This window comes from Bacillus halotolerans, assembly GCF_004006435.1.
In the GTDB taxonomy this organism is placed as follows: domain Bacteria; phylum Bacillota; class Bacilli; order Bacillales; family Bacillaceae; genus Bacillus; species Bacillus halotolerans.
Map to the genome: position 1 here is coordinate 631823 of NZ_CP029364.1, position 14550 is coordinate 646372.

Here is a 14550-nt window from a genome sequence, read left to right on the forward strand (position 1 = left end):
TCTTTATCCTGATCTAAATCTGATATTTTGTACCTAATCATCCATATGTAAGCCGTTTTTGAACAAAAATAGCCTTCCGGTGACGCCGGAAGGCAAAGAATCACAATATATCGTTATTGAATCGGCTTCAGTCTTGCTTCGATTTCCTCTCTTCTATGCTCAAGATATGGCGGAAGAGCGATGGTTTGGCCAAGCTCATCAATTTCTTCATCAACCATAAAGCCCGGACCGTCTGTAGATAATTCAAACAGAATGCCGTTCGGTTCTCTGAAATACAGCGCCTTGAAATAGTAGCGCTCAACGATGCCTGAGTTGCTAAAGCCTTCCCGGCTGATGATGCGGTGCCATCCGGCAAGCTCTTCTTCGTCTCTCACGCGAAATGCGACATGATGGACACTTCCTTTTCCTTGACGTTCGCGCGGAAGATCATTTCTTTCAATTAAATGGATTTCCGTGGCCGCACCGCCTTCTCCAGATTCTAAAATGACCGCTGTTCCCTGTCCTTCAACCGGCTCTCGGCTGACCTCTGTAAACCCAAGAATATTGGTTAATACATGTAATGTTGGTTCAGCGTACGGCACTGTCAATTCAACAGGCCCTAACCCGCGAAATGAAAATTCTTCCGGAATGCCGCTTTGTTTAACAGGCAGACCATAACCTTTGCCTTTCTCATCAGCAATCAGCACAAGGCGCTGTCCTTCATGATCTTCGAACGCCAATATGTCACGTCCGGCTCTTTGGGCGATGCCGCTATGCGCTACCTGATGCTCTTCAAAACGTTCTTTCCAGTAATGCAGCGCTTCTGTGCTTGGAACACGTAATCCAATAGAAGAAATACTGTTTGTTCCCGCATGAAACGGCGCAATGCGGGGAATCTCAAAAAACGTCAGTTCCGTTCCCGGATTTGCCACTTCATCCCCGTAGAATAGATGGTACATCGTTGGTTCATCTTGGTTTACGGATTTTTTGACGAGTTTTAATCCTAATACTTTACTATAGAAATCTAAGTTTTTTTGCGCGTCAGCTGTTAATGCGGACACGTGGTGAATGCCGTTGACTTTCATATGCTGTCCCTCCAGGTCAATTTATCTCGATTTCGAGATATTATATTAAAGATGTATATTTATTTTCCTAATTACAAGGTATTTTATTCACATACGAAAGTCAACATATCAGCTTCATCTAGGTCCGGCATCCTGCTAAGTCCCGATGTCAGCCGTTTAATGTGCTCATTCTCCGCTTGAACACCTTTCGCAAAACACGAACTTTAGATAAGATTACACTCAATTTCATTCGTTTCAATAGATAGTAAATAGACGATTTCACAGATTTTACGAATGGAAATAAAGCAAATATCGAAAATCAGAAAATTTATTTTATTTCACTTTTCTAAAATAGGGTTTACAATATGAAAAATAGATTCTTCATCACGAAGCTTCATCATAGGAGGTTAAGGACATGCATACTGAAGAAAACGGTTTAAAAAAAGAGATAGGCCTCTTGTTTGCCCTTACTCTTGTTATTGGAACCATTATCGGTTCCGGCGTTTTTATGAAGCCCGGTGCTGTGCTCGCTTATTCAGGAGACTCAAAAACTGCGCTATTTGCGTGGCTGTTGGGCGGTATATTAACGCTGGCAGGCGGACTGACGATTGCAGAAATCGGTACGCAGATTCCGAAAACAGGCGGACTTTATACGTACCTTGAAGAAGTGTACGGCGAGTTTTGGGGATTTTTATGCGGCTGGGTGCAGATCATTATTTACGGCCCGGCGATTATCGGGGCACTCGGTTTATATTTTGGATCTTTAATGGCGAATCTTTTCGGCTGGGGTTCAGGACTATCAAAGGTAATCGGTATTATCGCAGTTATCTTTTTATGTGTAATTAATATTATCGGTACAAAATACGGCGGTTTTGTTCAAACGCTGACTACGGTCGGAAAGCTGATTCCGATTGCTTGTATCATTATTTTCGGCCTTTGGAAAGGCGATCAGCATATCTTTACAGCAGTAAACGAAAGCATTTCTGATATGAATTTCGGTGCAGCCATTTTGGCCACATTGTTTGCTTATGACGGATGGATCCTGCTTGCAGCTCTCGGCGGAGAAATGAAAAATCCTGAAAAGCTTCTGCCTCGCGCAATGACTGGCGGACTGTTAATCGTAACAGCCATTTATATCTTCATTAATTTTGCGCTGCTTCACATCCTGTCCGCAAACGAAATTGTGACACTTGGAGAAAATGCGACAAGCACTGCTGCCAGCATGCTGTTCGGTTCAATCGGCGGAAAGCTGGTCAGTATAGGAATTATTGTCAGCATCTTCGGCTGTTTAAACGGAAAGGTTCTTTCTTTCCCGCGTGTGACCTTTGCGATGGCAGAACGAAAACAGCTGCCTTTTGCTGAGAAATTGTCCCGCGTGCACCCGACATTCCGCACACCGTGGATTGCGATTTCTTTCCAAATCGCTGTGGCGATCATCCTGATGCTCATCAGTAATCCTGATAAGCTTTCTGAAATCTCTATTTTTATGATCTATATTTTTTATGTGATGGCCTTTTTTGCAGTATTTATTCTTCGCAAACAAACAAAGGGAAAAACGCGTGCTTACAGTGTTCCGCTTTACCCGTTCATGCCGATATTGGCGATCGCAGGTTCATTCTTTGTATTGGGAAGCACACTCATTACAGACACATTAAGCTGCGGATTATCAATTCTCATCGGCCTGGCCGGACTCCCTGTGTATTATTGGATGCAAAAACGAAAAGCCAGCTAAAAAAACGGTTCCCTTGTTTAGGGAACCGTTTTTTGGTGAATCAGAAGATAAATGTTGACAAAAAAAACACAACTTTTGATATACTTTTTACGTTAACCAGAAAGATTTTGCAAACTTGGTTCGTTTTTTTGAGGTGAAGTAGGCCAAAATAAGGAGACACGTTTTATCGAAAAAGTCAAGCCGCGTTTTTTTTCGACTTTTCCTGTTTTTTTTCGACAAAAGGCTATATAATAATTTGATGTGTGCATTGTTCATTCAAACTATGGAGGGTTTTTAATGATAAGAAGAAAAAAAGATAAGTTCTCACTCCTTTTAACAGAAATTGCAAAGAACATAGACGAAACTGCAGAATATTTTTTGAATTTTAAGGTCACTAACCAAACGACGCTTAAAGAGTTTGCAGATACGTTAAAGGAATATGAAACAAAAGGTGACAATCATGTTCATGTCATGATCAAAGAGCTTAACAAAGCATTCATCACTCCTATTGAGCGCGAGGATATCCTTCAGCTGACAAACAGCCTGGATGATGTGCTTGACGGAATCGAACATTTCTCTGCCATGATGGAGATTTTCTCAATTACTTCATCAGACGAGCATATCGATAAATTCAGCGGATACATCAGAGAATGCGCGAAAGAAATTTTGATTACAATTGAGCTGCTGGCAGAAAACCGCTTAAAGGATATTCAGCCTCACGCGATCAAAATTAAAGAGTATGAGCACAGCTGTGACAACCTGCACAGAAAATCATTAAAGAATCTTTTCGGAAATGAAACAGATCCAATTAAAGTCATTCAATATCGTGAAATTTACGAAACACTTGAAGAAATTGCCGATTCGTGCCAAAGTGTTGCCAATAATCTTGAAACCATCATTATGAAAAACGCGTAACGAGGGGTAAAAATGGATATTCTATTTATATTAACGATACTAATAGTCATTTTTGCTCTGGCGTTTGATTTCATCAACGGGTTTCATGATACGGCGAACGCAATTGCGACTTCAGTATCAACAAAAGCGTTGAAACCGCGCCATGCCATTATAATGGCGGCAGTGATGAACTTTGTCGGAGCAATGACGTTTACAGGTGTTGCCAAAACCATTACGAAAGATATTGTAGACCCTTATACTTTGGAAAATGGCTCTGTTGTTATTTTGGCTGCTTTAGTCGCAGCAATAGCGTGGAACCTGCTCACTTGGTATTACGGCATCCCAAGCAGCTCATCCCATGCCATCATCGGGGCGATTGCCGGTGCAGCCGTTGCGGCAGCCGGATTTACTGCGTTAAATTATAAGGGCTTCATTAAAATCATTGAGGCACTCATCTTATCACCAATTATTGCCTTTGTCCTTGGTTATATTCTTTACAGCATCGTCAAGCTGATCTTCAAAGACAGCAATTTGGCGAAAACGAACAAGCAATTCCGCAGAGTGCAGATTATAACTGCTGCCCTGCAATCCTATACACACGGAACAAACGATGCGCAAAAAGCAATGGGAATTATCACAATGGCTCTCATCACAGCAAATTTACATACTTCTGCTAATGATATTCCAACCTGGGTGCAATTCGCCTGCGCGACAGCCATGGGTCTCGGAACTTCAATCGGCGGATGGAAAATCATTAAAACCGTTGGCGGAAAAATCATGAAGATTCGTCCGGTAAACGGTGTATCCGCTGACTTAACCGGGGCAGCCATTATTTTCGGCGCCACATTTATTCATTTGCCGGTCAGTACAACCCACGTCATTTCTTCATCAATCCTTGGCGTCGGTGCATCACACCGGGTAAAAGGAGTAAACTGGGGCACAGCTAAGCGGATGCTCATTACATGGGTCATCACGCTTCCGATTTCAGCGACACTTGGTGCTATCGCCTACTTTATTTTAAATATGATTTTTTAATGTGGAACCGCTTCTTAACAGAAGCGGTTTTTTTGATGGAACAGGAAAACCAGCCGCATCTCTCGAATACAATAATCAGAACCTATTTCAGATGCGAGGGATTGATGTATGCTTTTATTCTTTCAAATCATGGTCTGGTGCACTATGGCCGCTTTAGGCTTATACGTATACGCCACATGGCGGTTCGAAGCGAAGGTCAAAGAAAAAATGTCCGCCATCCGAAAAACATGGTATTTGCTGTTTGTTTTGGGCGCCATGATATACTGGACATATGATCCCTCTTCCCTGTTCACAAACTGGGAACGGTATGTCATTGTCGCTGTCAGCTTTGCTTTAATTGACGCTTTTATCTTTTTGAGCGCTTATGTGAAAAAACTGGCCGGCAGTGAACTGGAAACAGACACAAGAGAAATTCTCGAAGAAAACAACGAAATGCTCCACATGTATCTCGATCGGCTGAAAACATACCAATATCTATTGAAAAACGAACCGATTCATGTTTATTATGGAAGTATAGAAGCATATGCTGAAGGAATTGATAAACTGCTGAAAACCTATGCTGATAAAATGAATCTGACGGCCAGCCTTTGTCACTATTCGACACAGTCTGATAAAGACCGGTTAACCGAGCACATGGAGGATCCCGCTGACGTGCAAACGAGGCTGGATCGAAAGGATGTCTATTACGACCAGTATGGAAAAGTAGTGCTCATTCCCTTTACAATTGAGACACAGAGCTATGTCATCAAACTGACGTCTGACAGCATTGTAACGGAATTTGATTATTTGCTATTCACATCATTAACGAGCATATATGATTTGGTGCTGCCAATTGAGGAGGAAGGTGAAGGATAATGGAAAACGCGTTTCAAAACGGATGCCATCCGCGGGCAAAGAAACCGTTTAAAATCCTGAAAAAACGTTCAACCACCAGTGTCGCAAGCTATCAAGTCAGTCCGCACACAGCAAGAATCTTCAAAGAAAACGAACGGCTGATTGATGAGTATAAACGAAAAAAAGCATGATCACACTAAAAGGACAAGAGAAACAGCTCTTGTCCTTATTCCTTTTCTTAAGGGGCTACATATAATAAAACAAACAGAGGATAATGTCAGGTGATACAGTGAAAAAATTGGTGCGTCGTGTGAAGATTATTGATTACGGGAGGTTTGGCTTTTCCGGGTATTCGCTTCGGGTGAGGGAGCGGAGTGCAGGAATTTTAAAAAAATTGAAGAAGAAAAAATAAATCCCGGAGCAACTCCGGGATTTTTATGTTCTTTCATCAGCTAACTTGAGCTGAGATCTTCGCTTTTGTCGCAGGTCCGTAGATACCGTCGGCGGGTAGACCGTTAACAGACTGAAAACGCGCAACCGCGTCTGCTGTTTTCGGCCCGTAAATGCCGTCGATTCCGTTGTTCACAGCTCCTTTATCAGGATAAAAGTAGAGAGCCGCCAGCGCTCGTTGCACCTGAAAGACGTGTTCGCCTGAGGTATATGGTGTTGTCAGCTGAATGATACCGTCAGGGAGCGGATAGAGTTCTGGCTCTGCAGCGGACGAAGGAGCACTTACAATTAACACTTGACCAACCTGAATGAGATTCGGATCTTCGATATTGTTCCACTCTTGCAGCTGAGCAACAGTAACACCGAACGCTCTCGCTATGGATGTAAGTGTGTCACCTTTTTTCACGACGTAAGTTTGGCTCCCGCCACCGCCAATTCCCGCTTTAAACGAGTCCCACGTATCCAACAGTTTGCGAGGGCATTCCTTCCCTGACCAATATTTGTGAGGCACGACGTTAGCGAGGCTGATACCGTGTTCATCCATCAATGTTTTGATCAGCCACTGGGCATTAGCTGTTGCTTGTGCAAAGTCACCATCCGCATTTTCACAAATTTCAATCCCAATAGAAGCCCGATTGCCGCTTCCGTTCCCGTCTCCTGCATGCCAGCCGTTTTCATTTAACGGCAGATGCTGATAAATCTCTGTATCATCAACTGTAAAATGCCAGCTTGTCGCCGTATCAGGGTTTTTCAAATAGCGGGCATGCGCTTGGGCATCGGCGCCTGCTGCCGTATTCGCTGTATTGTGTACGGTAATATAAAGAGGTGTCATCGCGTAGCCTGGACGGTTATTTGCACCGACCGGAATAAAATCTTGAATAATGTTAACCATTTTCATCTCTCCTTATTTCGTCAGATTATTTTCCTTTAACAAGTCGCGTTGCTTTTTCCCTCTTTCTGTTACATAGTTGTTTTTAAACCAAGCTGCTAGTGTTGTCCCAATTGTGAAGATCACTGATCCTGCTGAATACAGAGCATCTGCAAGCTGATTCACCTGCTCTTCCTGTATGTCCAATGGTGATTTGCCAAACATCAGCATGCTCTGGTTGATGAGCGCAAGCAAAAGAAGCACCGTCCTAGTGACCGTGCCTTTATCATACGTTTTCATGATAATCCCCCTTAATGCTGCAGCAGGTTGTACATAATGGCGATCGCTCCGCCAATGATCCCTGTGCACACTGCTGTAATGATGGCACCTGTAATGGTGCGCTTAATCCATGTTGTATTTTCATCAATTTTGTTTAATTTTTCGTTCAGCGTCATGATTTGCTGGTCTTGCCGGTCAGACACGCGTTCCAATGCCGAAACTCTCTGTTCGAGCGCTTTTTGTTCACCTTTTATGTCTGCTAAATCCTGCTGAAAGACATTAACATCTGCCTCTTGCTGCATTACTCACTCCTCCTTCACATGCAGATCACCTCCCTTCCGAGAGCCAAAACTGTTATGAAACAGCGGTTCCTTTTACCGAAAGAGTACCGCCGGTGATACTGACGATCTCCATAATGATCTCCTTAAACCCTTTAATATCAAAGGCCCACGCCTCAGCTTTTCCTAATGTACTCAATGCAGAGCTGGCATCATCAGTTTTCACGCCTCTGATCGGTAGTTTCTGTCCTGACACCGATTTGCCCCAAAATTTGACTTCGCTCATTTCCGCTGTGCCGTATACTTCAACGAGTAAATGCTCGGCACCGTCAACAGGTAAAGCAGCACCCTCACTGGCGGACTCTGCATTTTCATGAAAGACAAAGTCAAATGTTTTGCGGGCCTCCACTTTCAACCGTCCATCGTGTGTTTGATTCTCCTGAAAGTCAATCTGCAAAGGCGCTTTTCCACTGACACGCACATCCATTTCACCCGCACCGACTGATTGGTATAATACAAAGTCTGATTGCTGAAGATTCCCGTTCACATAGCGGAAGCGGTAATAGCGTTTAGAAAGATATACCCAGTCCGTCGCTGTCAGGACACCTGCTGCGACATTAACTGATGCTGTCGTCGTCCAAACATTGTTATTGTCACTTTCTTCTATAAAGAGCGTACCTTCACGATCTGCATACGCCCAGCCCTTCACTTTTGAAATCAGAACTGCGCCAAGCCTGTCCTGCCCGAGCTGACTGTATGCCTCAGTCGCCTTTAAGGAAGCATTTGTTAAAATCTCCGCTACACCCGACAAATTCGAAACAGGTGTCACAAAATCATTTTTTCCTCCTCGATAGGGCTTTACAGCTCCGGCTTTTCCAGTCTTATCGAGAGGAAATTCATATTGATACTTCACCATCTTCATCCTCCTTTGATTTTTAAAAAGGCAAAATAAAAAAAGCCTTTACATGGCTTTACCGGTAATTTCTTTATACTGATCAGCTGTGATCAGCTTTTTGTTCACACCTTCTGCAAGATCCTCAATTGAACAGTCTTCATATGCTAAGGCCTGTTTCACCATATCCGTTGTCGCCCACTCATAGTAGAGGGCAAGCACCCAATAATTCATTCAGCATGATCTCCTTTCAAAGAAAGTATGGAAAGCTTTATATCTGCCAGCTCGCTTCCCAACGTTTTGTTCAACTCTTCAAGCTGCTTGCGTGCCAGCTTCTCCTGCGACAACTCATGAGCGAGGAGCTCCACCTGATCAGGCGGCTCGTACGGCGGGTTTTTTTGCAGCTCCTCCCACCAGGATTCGAGTTCTTTTTGGGTTGGGATGGGGGCGCGCAGGTTCCACTCAGCTATATAAGATCCATGCCCGTCATTCTGAACGATAAAATCTTTTGTTGGATCTGCATTGGGGTATTTATACATGATTGCTTCTGCGATCATCGTTTTTCCTCCTATACTTATACTGTAGGATAGTTAAGTCCTCCAAGTTCTTGGACGTCTATATAGTTGTATAGCTCGTTAAAATCGGATACACCTCTTCTATCATCACCGCTATAATTGCAATAACAATAGATCTCTATATAGTCACCTTTGTTCATAGGAACGGTTACATTACCATTTAATGCAAGGTACATTTCATTTTGCTTATCAACAAAGTCCCCTCTCTTATGGTCAATCGGTTTATATAATGATCCATTGAGATAGAGTTTCAGATGAAAATTGATATAAGCCGGTGTATTTATCATATACAGCCCAACTCCCACTAAAAACATTCCATCATTAGGAGCAACGAATCTACTATTATTTGTGTCAAAAGCATTATGACTATCTTTTATTTTGCGTTTAAACTGAATTTTTGTATGGTTAGCTTTATTTAAATATTGTATGCTGTTGGCCCGAATATTGGCATGTGCAAATCCAGAAATTTTATGCCAAGCTGTCCAGCCTGTACCAGCCCACCAATGGCGGATCCAAGTCCCAACATGATCATAGCTTCCACTAGTTGTGTCTGCATTTCCATAAAAATACTGAGTAAAGCGATAATTACTATGCTTTTCATTTTTTACAATGCCATAGGTAAGTGGGTAACCGGTAGCGTTATTAGCTCCTATATCCATGAATGTGATACCAGCTGGGTAATCATTTCCGCTTATTCTCGCATCTTGGATTGCATTTGTTCCTGTTAAAACAGTTAACTTTTGATTTGTATAATTTGTGTCAACATAGTTTTTAGCATCAGCTAGCGCTTTATCTGCTTTGGTTTGAGCACTTGCCTCAGTCTCGATCTTATTCCAGCCTTTAAACACGCCGTCTGTATGGATCGTTGCCGTCCAAAAAGTTCCGTCATAACTTCTAGAGGCCAAAATTGTTTTTCGCCCGCTACTCCCTGTTTCGATTACATCATAGTTATACCATGATCCATCTCCTGAAACAGGATTGTTTATTATGACATTCCCTAATGCATAATAAAAGCCAGATGGCAGCGTTAATAAGTCAGTCCCATCTGGAATTTTAGTCCGGCAGCCTTGAGTATCAGTTAATTTATATAGTTGTGCATTATTCCATTTGTCTTTATCGGATTGTGTTACATGGATATCTGTTTTATTGGCATGTCCATCTATCTTTGACTGCGCCCCCGTTGTAGACTCAATTTGATACCAATTGATCGCACTATCGTTAGCGTTATAGTAAAACCACCAAGCGTTACCTCTCACATCCACAGCATATCCAATGCCTATTCCTAGCTGACCGACCAATTGCATACCTCGAAGACTGGTGTCTGACGGGTTATCTGTGACCGCGTTTGTTCCATAGAAAGTGACAGTCCCGACATCTTTAAGAGAATCATAAAAAGATCCAGATGACAGGTTAATCTTTTGTGTCCCGTTATCAGTAGTTATTTTAAATAACTGTCCCAAATTCCATTTGTCTTTATCGCTTTTATTTACATGTATTTCAGTTTTTTCTTCATGGCTCCTCACCTTAACTTGAGCGCCTTCTGAAGTTTCTAATTGAACCCAATCAGTCCAGCCGGAATCATTCAGGGTTTTTCGCCATGTACCTCCTTCATAATCCATTGCCAAAGCTTCTCCATAAGATTTGTAGCCAATATACAATCCTCTAGTGGGAAACGGTGGGGTATTGATTCCAGTCTTATCAGTATAAAAGAAAAAGGTTTGATCCAATTCTTCCACAATTTTGTGAAAATCCAGACCATTTTGGATGCTTGCTAGATATTTTCCGTTTTCATCAGTTAACTTAGTTAATTGTGCGTTGTTCCACTTTGTCCTCTCACTAGATGAAATGTGTATGGCTTCATCTGAAATATGCTTGTCAAAATCCTTCTTTGCCGCCTGCTGCACATTATCCACATTCCCCAGCCCGATTTGCGCCTTTGTTGTGTTGTGGGGGTTGTTCATGTCGTTTTTGTGGGCAGCCAGGTCTGTGTGGGCGTCTTTTATGCCTTTTTCCCAGCGGTTGACGTCGTCCTCGTTAATTGGATCATCCGGAAGCCAGTCTGTTTTTTCTTCGTATGCCATATTTACACCACCTCAAAGGTAAATCTGAAATCGAGTGTTCTGTTTTCACTGACGTCCAGGTCTGTTTTTCTTTCTGTAATGATGTTGCCCAGCTCGTCTAAAATTTGTACCGTTTCTATATGTTTAATATCTTCCTCACGTTTTGTCAGAACGGTCACTGTTGCTCCTTCAATGGTGAGCTCCACTATTTCTGTTTCTTGGCCGTTAAGCAGCACGTGATGAATCCTGCTTTTGAGATCGGTAGCTGTACGTTCTCTGTATATGGTTGAAATCAAGTTAAGACCACCTCATTATTGTTAAGGGTGACAGAATAACCGACCTTCAGCTCACTGGCTGTTCGGTATCTTCGGTGATTCAGGATGACTCTGTCCTTTATTTGGAGCGTCTCATTCAATCCGCCTCTGAGCGTATACGCCAGATGTGCCGGCTTCATATTTTCCAATGCTTCGATCAGCTCATTCATGTGCTGGAGATCATCAATATTGATGTCTACATTAAAGCGGTATTCACCGGGCAGCAGGCGGACTTGTGCCGACGGTTTTTTTAAGAAACGGTTCACCGCCTGCTCAATGGCCCTGTAGGTGATCGGCGGGATGTTCGACATCTTCGAAATGAGCCGTAATCGCCTGATTTCATCGGTGTCTCCAGATTCCCGCGGCACGTTTAAAATCTTTTCCCAGCGGCTAAGCCCCCATGTTGCTGTTGGCACAAATAACTGGTCTGTCAGATCAAATATGCTGTTGTTTTGCTGATCAAACTCAGGTGCTTCCGCTTTCAGCAGCTCCGACATTTCTTTTAAGCTGGTGAGAAACGGCGGCAGATATGAAATCATGTCATCTTGTTTGCTCAATGATATTCACCTGCCCAAGCTTAGGAATTTCTACGTCGCTCAGCACTAAATTTTCGGAAGTGCCGTTGATTTTAATATTTGAATAATCACTGACAGACGGCGAATTATAGACGATGTTATTAATTTGAGAAAGGCGGATAATGTTATCTTCGAATGCCATTTTCTTAAAGAGATTTAAAACGCCTTCTTTAATTTCTGTCTTTACTTCATCAATCGAGTGATTGACTTCCGGAAGCACCTCGGCAGAAATCTCAACTTCCTTCCAGACCGCGCTTTCCACTGTGACAACGGCTCCGATTGGCGCCTGCCCCTCGTCCTGACCGGGCTCAGGATCAATATAGTCTTTCACTTTTTGAATTAAGATTTCAGAAGCCGGTTCAAGGTTAGCATTCGTGACGACAATTTTAACCGTCCCGTCTCCGTTCCAAAGCGGGAAGATCTTTGCCTTTCCAACACCGTCCACTTCTTCAGCCCACTCTTTATAATGCATTTTATTGGCGCTGACAGCCTCACGCCGAACCCTCGTAAAATACCGTTCTCTTAAGCTGTCATCTCCTTCTTCTTCACGCCCGGGAATCAGAATCTCTTTGACAATCGCTTTTTCCAATCCCGGGATGGTATCCAGTGACAACAGATTGCGTCCGGTCAGATTGGCGTTTCCTGCTTCTCCCGGCGTTTCACAGACAAGCGTCCCGTCTCTTGTATATTGAAAATAAAGATTGTCCACATAGAAGCGGGAGCCTTCAGGAATTCTGACGCCAGCTGTGAACTCCCCTGCTCTCACGGCCTTTGTGGCAGCTGTCCGTTCAATCCCCGCTTCCGCAGCGCGCCGGTCCAAAAACTCTCCTTGCGCAGTATCAGAAAACACAAGCTCAAGCACGGTATCAAGCCATATATACGACTTCGCAAGCTCGGCTGCCGCCGGGGCTAATGCGTTATAAATAACACTGCCTTCTCTCGTGTCAATATCTGCGGAGATGCTGTTCAGCATACGCTCCATAATATCTTCAAAGGTCTGGTCCTCAAACATCTTCGCCAATCACCTCCTCAATCTCAAGCGATCCTTCATCTGTCTCGACTACAAAGGAAACATGAAATGCATCGCCTTGTTTTTCTATCTCAAAGTCTGTTACAGCGGAAATACGGTCATCATAAACAAGTGCCTCCTCTATGAGCCTTGGAATCTCCATTTTTTTGTAGGCATCAGTCGTCTCATGATCTGTAAGCACGTCCTGAAGCTCATTTCCGACATTATGGCTATAAACTGAATACGCATATCGTTCAGTTTGTAAGGCGATATACACAAACTGTCTGATTGCTTCAAGCCCGGTAATCAACTCATTTGTAATTCTTCCGTTTTCAAAATCTATTTTGTAGGTTTGCGAGGTTTCAATGACTTCGCCGTCATCTTCAATATCCTCAAACTCCACTTCTGGTGTCAGGGCCATGATGCCCACTCCTTTATACATGCTAAATAAAAAACCACTTCGTCCGAAGCGGTTTTGTTTACAGTTTATCTAAAATAAAAAACGATTGTCCGCCTGTCAGAGCTGCAGTCATGACGCGATCCCCCAGCTCGAGTGCATCATCTCCTCCGGACTGCATCCGTTTTGGGATGATGAGGGCGTCAGCCGGTATAATCAGTTTGCTGTTTTCTTTTAATTTGATTTCAACAGGAGAAACCGAAACCACCTCAGCTGGGAGCAGCTCCACCGGAGATTCAGCATCAACCGCACCGACGGCCAAATGTTTGATGGCTTCACTCAGTCTCATCAGGAAACCCCTTCCGGCATCGTATTCTTTTCGACAACATCAATGGTCATCGTATGTTTCGTTCCTTTAAACTCATGCCGATCTGTATCTACCCAGTAGATTTTCTTAATCCCTGCCTCCGGAATGGATATATAGACAGGCAAGCCGCTCTGCACTTCTGGAATGCCGATGGCCTGAATATTTTTCAGTTCTTTTTTTACGCCCTTTTTTTCAGCAAGGCGTACGTCGGCCCTCTGCTGAAGCTGCGCCTGGTTAATTTCGTCTGTTACGGTCTCCGTATATTGAAGCACGCCGTATTTGTTTAAGCCTAAATTGTCCTTCGCAGACGCTTTATACGTCTTATTCTCCTTCTGGCGGCGCAGCACCACCCGTGTTGCGGTATCATTTATAGACGTGCTGTATTGGTAGCCCGTAATATTGACGCCGGTTTCCAGCACCCATACCTCCGACGGATCTGGCCAAGCGCGCAGACCGAGCTTTCCTTTTTCCGAATACAGCTGATAATTCCTGCCCGTCTGGCTCTTTGTCTGTTTTAAAGCCTTCAATATGATGTCGTACAGGCTCGTATCATTTTTAATCACAAGGCTTTTGATCGTATGACTTGTGTTCGCAATAGAGGTTGTCGGAATTTGAAAATCATTGGCGATCCTCCTGATCATCTGGTCAGCACGCTGATTGGAAAACACGTACACATCCTGATTTTTGACCAAATATTGCAGCATATCGTACGCACTGAAGGCAAGCGTATGTTCATCAGGCGTTCGGGCGAAGACGATCCCGCGGAAAAGCTCTTTTCCCTTCCACTTAAACAAGACGGTATCTCCTTCTGTGACGCTGTAATACGTTTGGTCGCCCTGTTTGATGACGATGGTCGCTTCTATGGAGCGCGGCGCTTGATATCGGTGTCCCTCCAGCGACACGCTTTCCGCTACCAGCTCAAGCCATTCTGTATCTTTAATGACGAACAATTCTATCATCATACATCAC

At 43.5% G+C, this 14550-nt stretch carries 20 protein-coding genes; 6 read left to right on the forward strand and 14 right to left on the reverse strand.

Annotation, left to right across the window (positions count from 1 at the left end):
• Positions 1 to 113 precede the first annotated feature (113 nt).
• A complete protein-coding gene (locus DIC78_RS03005) occupies positions 114 to 1064 on the reverse strand; it encodes a ring-cleaving dioxygenase (RefSeq protein ID WP_127695396.1) in 951 nt (316 codons plus the stop codon).
• 394 nt (positions 1065 to 1458) lie between these two features.
• Here DIC78_RS03005 and steT point away from each other — a divergent pair, with 394 nt between their 5' ends.
• The 6 genes from steT to spoIISC all read left to right on the forward strand — a co-directional run bounded on the left by steT (position 1459) and on the right by spoIISC (position 5929).
• Entirely contained in the window at positions 1459 to 2775 is a 1317-nt protein-coding gene (gene steT / locus DIC78_RS03010; protein ID WP_099042852.1) for a serine/threonine exchanger, read from the forward strand.
• A gap of 276 nt (positions 2776 to 3051) precedes the next feature.
• Positions 3052 to 3669 carry a DUF47 domain-containing protein gene (locus DIC78_RS03015; protein WP_010333926.1) on the forward strand — a complete coding sequence of 206 codons (618 nt, stop codon included), beginning with the start codon at positions 3052 to 3054 and terminating at the stop codon, positions 3667 to 3669.
• Positions 3670 to 3681: 12 nt separating this feature from the next.
• Positions 3682 to 4683: an inorganic phosphate transporter gene (locus tag DIC78_RS03020; RefSeq protein ID WP_024121092.1), complete on the forward strand. Its 1002-nt coding sequence runs from the start codon at positions 3682 to 3684 to the stop codon at positions 4681 to 4683.
• A gap of 108 nt (positions 4684 to 4791) precedes the next feature.
• Positions 4792 to 5538 carry a toxin-antitoxin-antitoxin system toxin SpoIISA gene (gene spoIISA, locus DIC78_RS03025; protein ID WP_024121091.1) on the forward strand — a complete coding sequence of 249 codons (747 nt, stop codon included), beginning with the start codon at positions 4792 to 4794 and terminating at the stop codon, positions 5536 to 5538.
• On the forward strand, positions 5538 to 5708 hold the full coding sequence (locus tag DIC78_RS03030) for a type II toxin-antitoxin system SpoIISB family antitoxin (protein WP_024121090.1): 171 nt from the start codon (positions 5538 to 5540) through the stop codon (positions 5706 to 5708). The genes spoIISA and DIC78_RS03030 overlap by 1 nt, the downstream gene beginning before the upstream one ends.
• Before the next feature lie 83 nt (positions 5709 to 5791).
• On the forward strand, positions 5792 to 5929 hold the full coding sequence (gene spoIISC / locus DIC78_RS03035; protein ID WP_127695398.1) for a three component toxin-antitoxin-antitoxin system antitoxin SpoIISC: 138 nt from the start codon (positions 5792 to 5794) through the stop codon (positions 5927 to 5929).
• A 36-nt stretch (positions 5930 to 5965) separates the two neighbouring features.
• Here spoIISC and DIC78_RS03040 read toward each other — a convergent pair whose 3' ends face one another.
• Genes DIC78_RS03040 through DIC78_RS03100 form a run of 13 tightly spaced genes read right to left on the reverse strand, consistent with a single transcriptional unit; the run spans position 5966 to position 14540 of the window.
• Entirely contained in the window at positions 5966 to 6859 is an 894-nt protein-coding gene (locus DIC78_RS03040; protein WP_127695400.1) for an N-acetylmuramoyl-L-alanine amidase, read from the reverse strand.
• A 12-nt stretch (positions 6860 to 6871) separates the two neighbouring features.
• A complete protein-coding gene (locus DIC78_RS03045) occupies positions 6872 to 7135 on the reverse strand; it encodes a phage holin (protein ID WP_106020444.1) in 264 nt (87 codons plus the stop codon).
• An 11-nt stretch (positions 7136 to 7146) separates the two neighbouring features.
• Positions 7147 to 7416: a hemolysin XhlA family protein gene (locus DIC78_RS03050; protein ID WP_106020445.1), complete on the reverse strand. Its 270-nt coding sequence runs from the start codon at positions 7414 to 7416 to the stop codon at positions 7147 to 7149.
• Between the two features lie 52 nt (positions 7417 to 7468).
• On the reverse strand, positions 7469 to 8308 hold the full coding sequence (gene xepA / locus DIC78_RS03055) for a phage-like element PBSX protein XepA (protein ID WP_127695402.1): 840 nt from the start codon (positions 8306 to 8308) through the stop codon (positions 7469 to 7471).
• Positions 8309 to 8353: 45 nt separating this feature from the next.
• Entirely contained in the window at positions 8354 to 8518 is a 165-nt protein-coding gene (locus tag DIC78_RS03060; protein ID WP_015715740.1) for an XkdX family protein, read from the reverse strand.
• Complete coding sequence (locus DIC78_RS03065; RefSeq protein ID WP_127695404.1) at positions 8515 to 8841, reverse strand: XkdW family protein; 327 nt, start codon at positions 8839 to 8841, stop codon at positions 8515 to 8517. Before DIC78_RS03065 ends, DIC78_RS03060 begins: the two co-directional genes overlap by 4 nt.
• Before the next feature lie 17 nt (positions 8842 to 8858).
• A complete protein-coding gene (locus tag DIC78_RS03070; protein ID WP_127695406.1) occupies positions 8859 to 10940 on the reverse strand; it encodes a terminase in 2082 nt (693 codons plus the stop codon).
• 2 nt (positions 10941 to 10942) lie between these two features.
• Complete coding sequence (locus tag DIC78_RS03075) at positions 10943 to 11215, reverse strand: hypothetical protein (protein WP_106022242.1); 273 nt, start codon at positions 11213 to 11215, stop codon at positions 10943 to 10945.
• Entirely contained in the window at positions 11212 to 11790 is a 579-nt protein-coding gene (locus DIC78_RS03080) for a YmfQ family protein (protein WP_059292942.1), read from the reverse strand. The genes DIC78_RS03075 and DIC78_RS03080 overlap by 4 nt, the downstream gene beginning before the upstream one ends.
• Entirely contained in the window at positions 11774 to 12820 is a 1047-nt protein-coding gene (locus tag DIC78_RS03085; RefSeq protein ID WP_127695408.1) for a baseplate J/gp47 family protein, read from the reverse strand. The genes DIC78_RS03080 and DIC78_RS03085 overlap by 17 nt, the downstream gene beginning before the upstream one ends.
• Entirely contained in the window at positions 12813 to 13238 is a 426-nt protein-coding gene (locus DIC78_RS03090) for a DUF2634 domain-containing protein (RefSeq protein ID WP_024121077.1), read from the reverse strand. The genes DIC78_RS03085 and DIC78_RS03090 overlap by 8 nt, the downstream gene beginning before the upstream one ends.
• A 58-nt stretch (positions 13239 to 13296) precedes the next feature.
• On the reverse strand, positions 13297 to 13563 hold the full coding sequence (locus tag DIC78_RS03095; protein ID WP_024121076.1) for a DUF2577 family protein: 267 nt from the start codon (positions 13561 to 13563) through the stop codon (positions 13297 to 13299).
• The gene (locus DIC78_RS03100) at positions 13563 to 14540 is read right to left on the reverse strand and encodes an XkdQ/YqbQ family protein (protein WP_127696906.1); all 978 of its coding nucleotides are present in this window, start codon (positions 14538 to 14540) and stop codon (positions 13563 to 13565) included. Before DIC78_RS03100 ends, DIC78_RS03095 begins: the two co-directional genes overlap by 1 nt.
• Positions 14541 to 14550: the final 10 nt, after the last annotated feature.

Coding starts and splice junctions, on each gene's coding strand:
- DIC78_RS03090 (WP_024121077.1), bottom strand. CDS start 13,238: ATGGCCCTGACACCAGAAGTGGAGTTTGAGGATATTGAAGATGACGGC.
- DIC78_RS03040 (WP_127695400.1), bottom strand. CDS start 6,859: ATGGTTAACATTATTCAAGATTTTATTCCGGTCGGTGCAAATAACCGT.
- DIC78_RS03005 (WP_127695396.1), bottom strand. CDS start 1,064: ATGAAAGTCAACGGCATTCACCACGTGTCCGCATTAACAGCTGACGCG.
- DIC78_RS03085 (WP_127695408.1), bottom strand. CDS start 12,820: ATGTTTGAGGACCAGACCTTTGAAGATATTATGGAGCGTATGCTGAAC.
- spoIISA (WP_024121091.1), top strand. CDS start 4,792: ATGCTTTTATTCTTTCAAATCATGGTCTGGTGCACTATGGCCGCTTTA.
- DIC78_RS03015 (WP_010333926.1), top strand. CDS start 3,052: ATGATAAGAAGAAAAAAAGATAAGTTCTCACTCCTTTTAACAGAAATT.
- DIC78_RS03020 (WP_024121092.1), top strand. CDS start 3,682: ATGGATATTCTATTTATATTAACGATACTAATAGTCATTTTTGCTCTG.
- DIC78_RS03050 (WP_106020445.1), bottom strand. CDS start 7,416: ATGCAGCAAGAGGCAGATGTTAATGTCTTTCAGCAGGATTTAGCAGAC.
- DIC78_RS03030 (WP_024121090.1), top strand. CDS start 5,538: ATGGAAAACGCGTTTCAAAACGGATGCCATCCGCGGGCAAAGAAACCG.
- DIC78_RS03065 (WP_127695404.1), bottom strand. CDS start 8,841: ATGATCGCAGAAGCAATCATGTATAAATACCCCAATGCAGATCCAACA.
- DIC78_RS03100 (WP_127696906.1), bottom strand. CDS start 14,540: ATGATAGAATTGTTCGTCATTAAAGATACAGAATGGCTTGAGCTGGTA.
- DIC78_RS03095 (WP_024121076.1), bottom strand. CDS start 13,563: ATGAGACTGAGTGAAGCCATCAAACATTTGGCCGTCGGTGCGGTTGAT.
- DIC78_RS03045 (WP_106020444.1), bottom strand. CDS start 7,135: ATGAAAACGTATGATAAAGGCACGGTCACTAGGACGGTGCTTCTTTTG.
- steT (WP_099042852.1), top strand. CDS start 1,459: ATGCATACTGAAGAAAACGGTTTAAAAAAAGAGATAGGCCTCTTGTTT.
- DIC78_RS03070 (WP_127695406.1), bottom strand. CDS start 10,940: ATGGCATACGAAGAAAAAACAGACTGGCTTCCGGATGATCCAATTAAC.
- spoIISC (WP_127695398.1), top strand. CDS start 5,792: ATGTCAGGTGATACAGTGAAAAAATTGGTGCGTCGTGTGAAGATTATT.
- DIC78_RS03060 (WP_015715740.1), bottom strand. CDS start 8,518: ATGAATTATTGGGTGCTTGCCCTCTACTATGAGTGGGCGACAACGGAT.
- xepA (WP_127695402.1), bottom strand. CDS start 8,308: ATGGTGAAGTATCAATATGAATTTCCTCTCGATAAGACTGGAAAAGCC.